Source organism: Polaromonas sp. P1_E1_2 (assembly GCF_056406035.1).
The window spans coordinates 1-2,727 of sequence record NZ_JBFUAZ010000574.1 but is presented as its reverse complement, the minus strand read 5'-3'; the positions used below and the strand labels follow the sequence as shown (position 1 = coordinate 2,727).

At 56.6% G+C, this 2,727-nt stretch carries 3 protein-coding genes, 1 tRNA gene and 1 pseudogene; 3 read left to right on the top strand and 2 right to left on the bottom strand.

Features of this window, described 5'->3' with window-relative positions:
- The first annotated feature begins 96 nt into the window (after nt 1-96).
- The 3 genes from AC1D1P_RS20115 to AC1D1P_RS20105 all read left to right on the top strand — a co-directional run bounded on the left by AC1D1P_RS20115 (nt 97) and on the right by AC1D1P_RS20105 (nt 1,195).
- The gene (locus tag AC1D1P_RS20115) at nt 97-423 is read left to right on the top strand and encodes an integration host factor subunit alpha (RefSeq protein WP_457280348.1); all 327 of its coding nucleotides are present in this window, start codon (nt 97-99) and stop codon (nt 421-423) included.
- 171 nt (nt 424-594) lie between these two features.
- Complete coding sequence (locus tag AC1D1P_RS20110; RefSeq protein WP_457280349.1) at nt 595-1,083, top strand: MerR family transcriptional regulator; 489 nt, start codon at nt 595-597, stop codon at nt 1,081-1,083.
- Between the two features lie 35 nt (nt 1,084-1,118).
- Nucleotides 1,119-1,195: transfer RNA gene (locus tag AC1D1P_RS20105), tRNA-Pro, on the top strand.
- A 178-nt stretch (nt 1,196-1,373) separates the two neighbouring features.
- Here the strand turns inward: AC1D1P_RS20105 and AC1D1P_RS20100 are convergent.
- Both AC1D1P_RS20100 and AC1D1P_RS20095 read right to left on the bottom strand, forming a co-directional pair.
- Nucleotides 1,374-2,567, bottom strand: a complete 1,194-nt coding sequence (locus AC1D1P_RS20100) for an amidohydrolase family protein (RefSeq protein ID WP_457280350.1) — start codon at nt 2,565-2,567, stop codon at nt 1,374-1,376.
- 30 nt (nt 2,568-2,597) lie between these two features.
- A pseudogene (locus AC1D1P_RS20095) lies at nt 2,598-2,727 on the bottom strand (TetR family transcriptional regulator); the annotation flags it as partial.

The following is a 2,727-nucleotide window of genomic DNA, read 5'->3' as shown; positions in this document are numbered from 1 at the left end:
GTGCTCGACAATCTGCAAGGTCAGTTGGGTGCCCGCTTGCGGGCCTGACCTTTCACGAATAGCGCTCACAATAAAAGTCGCCAGGAGTACCGTTGCATGGATTTTTCTGTAGAAAGCCTGGAAACCCCGGCGCTGACAAAGGCGCATCTGGCCGAGTTGCTGTTTGAACAGATCGGGCTCAACAAACGCGAATCAAAAGACATGATCGACGCGTTTTTTGACCTGATCTCGGACAGCCTGGTGGACGGAAATGATGTGAAAATTTCCGGGTTTGGTAATTTCCAGATTCGCACCAAAGCCCCACGCCCTGGCCGCAACCCGCGAACCGGCGAAGCCATCCCCATTGAGGCCCGCAGGGTGGTGACATTTCATGCCAGCCACAAGCTCAAAGACCAGATCCAGGGCGAAACTGTTGCCGAATAAGTACTAAACCCGGTGGCTTTGTCCGCTTGATTTACGTATCCGGGTAGGTGGTTGTAATTAAATGTCACCTGTGTGACGGAACAACACATGCCAAAAAACCGGCTCAACTCTTTGCGCTAAGTTTCGACTTAGAGTAGATTTGGAGGTTTCCTCCTTAGCGCATTGATTTAATTGGAGAAAACGCTCCCACCCATTCCCGCGAAACGCTATTTCACCATCGGTGAAGTCAGTGATTTGTGCGGTGTCAAACCTCACGTGCTCCGTTATTGGGAGCAAGAGTTCACGCAGCTACGCCCGATGAAGAGGCGTGGCAACCGCCGCTACTACCAGCACCATGAGGTGCTGATGATCCGCCGGATCCGTGATTTGCTCTATGACCAGGGCTTCACCATCAGCGGCGCACGCAACAAGCTTCAGGAAATTGTCCAGACCGAACGCGACAAGCGCCGTAACGGTGAAGTCATGCTTGACGGCGTAGAAGTGCTGGAAGGCGGTGAGTCCCTGCTGGAGGATTTTGAGGATTCCAGTGACCACTCGGACTTTGAAGACAGCGAGCCGGAGGGCGCGGATTTGCCCAGCGGCAGCGCGGCTCAGCAACGACTGCAATTGGTACGGCGCGAGTTGTTTGAAATTCGTGATCTCCTCAGCGCCGGGCACTGAGAAGCATTTTCGGCACGCTATAATAAAAGGCTTGTCGGTGTGTGGCGCAGCCTGGTAGCGCACTTGCATGGGGTGCAAGGGGTCGAAGGTTCGAATCCTTTCACACCGACCAATAAAACCATCAGATAGCCGGTTAGCTAACGCTAACCGGCTTTTTTTGTTTGGGTCGAATATTTGTTGAGGTAGCCGGTCGGCTGTCTTTGAGATCGACGTCAGAGGATTGCCCGTCGTTTAGCTCGACGCAATCGTGTCTGGGGAAAACGCGATGGCAAGTTGCAGGCGCCTGCGTATCAGGCCGGAACAATGCTGGGGATCTGCGTGGCCGGCGGGGTGTTACGGCTGCGGCCGCAGCGAACCAGGCCGTCAATCATCACCATGCCAACGCCGGGAATATCCCCGCGTTGCACACTGTCCAGCAGGTTGAGCCCCGCTGAGTGCTGGGCTTTGTCCATGAAGACCAGATCGGCATCACGGCCTGTTTCTATTAAGCCGCAATTGAGTTTACGAATGCGCGCGGTGTTGCCCGTGGCAAAGCAAAAAACCAGCTCCGCCGGGATATTGCCCAGACTGGAAAGGAGGGCGATAAGGCGCAGCACACCCAGCGGCTGGACACCGGACCCGGCCGGCCCGTCGGTACCCAGGATGACGCGGTGCGGGCACTTGAGCTGCAGCGCCGCCTGCGCGGCTGCAATGGCGACTTTTTCATTGCCGTTATGGACAATTTCAATGGCGCGTGATGATTTCTCACAGAGTTCGCAAACATGTGCTTCCGACAGTGCCGTATGACCGCCATTGATATGGCCGATGACATCGGCGTCTGCTTCCAGCACCACGTCCTTGTCAATCAGGCCTGAGCCGGGAATGGAAGGGCCGCCGGTGTGAATGGTGCTCTGGATGCCATACTTTCGCGCCCAGCCCACCATTTCCTTGGCCTCGTAACCCGCCTTGACTGAACCCAGGCCCACTTCGCCGAGCAAAGTTACACCGGCGTCGGCAAGGTCCTTGAAATCCTGTTCGGTCATGCCTTTTTCGATGATGGGGGCACCAGCCAGTACCTTGACGCCGCCTGGGCGGAAGTTGTCGAACGCCCGTTGCGCGGTTATGGCCAGCGCCTTGAGGCCGACGATGTCCTTGGGACGCCCCGGCAAGTGAACCTCGCCAGCGGAAATCATGGTGGTGACACCGCCGTGCATGGTGGAGTCAATCCAGCCGATCTGGTTCTGGCGCGGCGTCCAGTCGCCGAAAACCGGATGTACATGGCTATCGATCAAACCAGGTGCCACGCAAGTCTGGTGCGCGTCAATCACGGTCTGCGCATGCGCTGTATCACAGTCCTTGGCCTTTCCGATAGCCACGATAAGGCCGTCGTTCACGACGATGGTGTCCGCGTCCAGGATAGGTTGGTCGATGTCTCCGGAGAGCAGCAGGCCAATGTTCCTGATGACGACCTTTCCTGATTTTCCGCTTGATGCCGCTTCTGCCATGGGTGGTCTTTCAAATGCGTCGGGTTGAGCTCAAGGATTCAGCATGACAGTGCGCAGCACGGTGCTGATGATGAAGGCCTGCCATTGCGCCAGCGCCTCAGGTGTTTGCAGGTCTTCGCCGAGGAAGGCTGACAGCGTGTGGCGGTTCGAGATATAGAAG

What these genes read in the sequence shown, in the direction of transcription:
- AC1D1P_RS20115 (WP_457280348.1), top strand. Translation starts at nt 97, where the DNA reads ATGGATTTTTCTGTAGAAAGCCTGGAAACCCCGGCGCTGACAAAGGCG.
- AC1D1P_RS20100 (WP_457280350.1), bottom strand. Translation starts at nt 2,567, where the DNA reads ATGGCAGAAGCGGCATCAAGCGGAAAATCAGGAAAGGTCGTCATCAGG.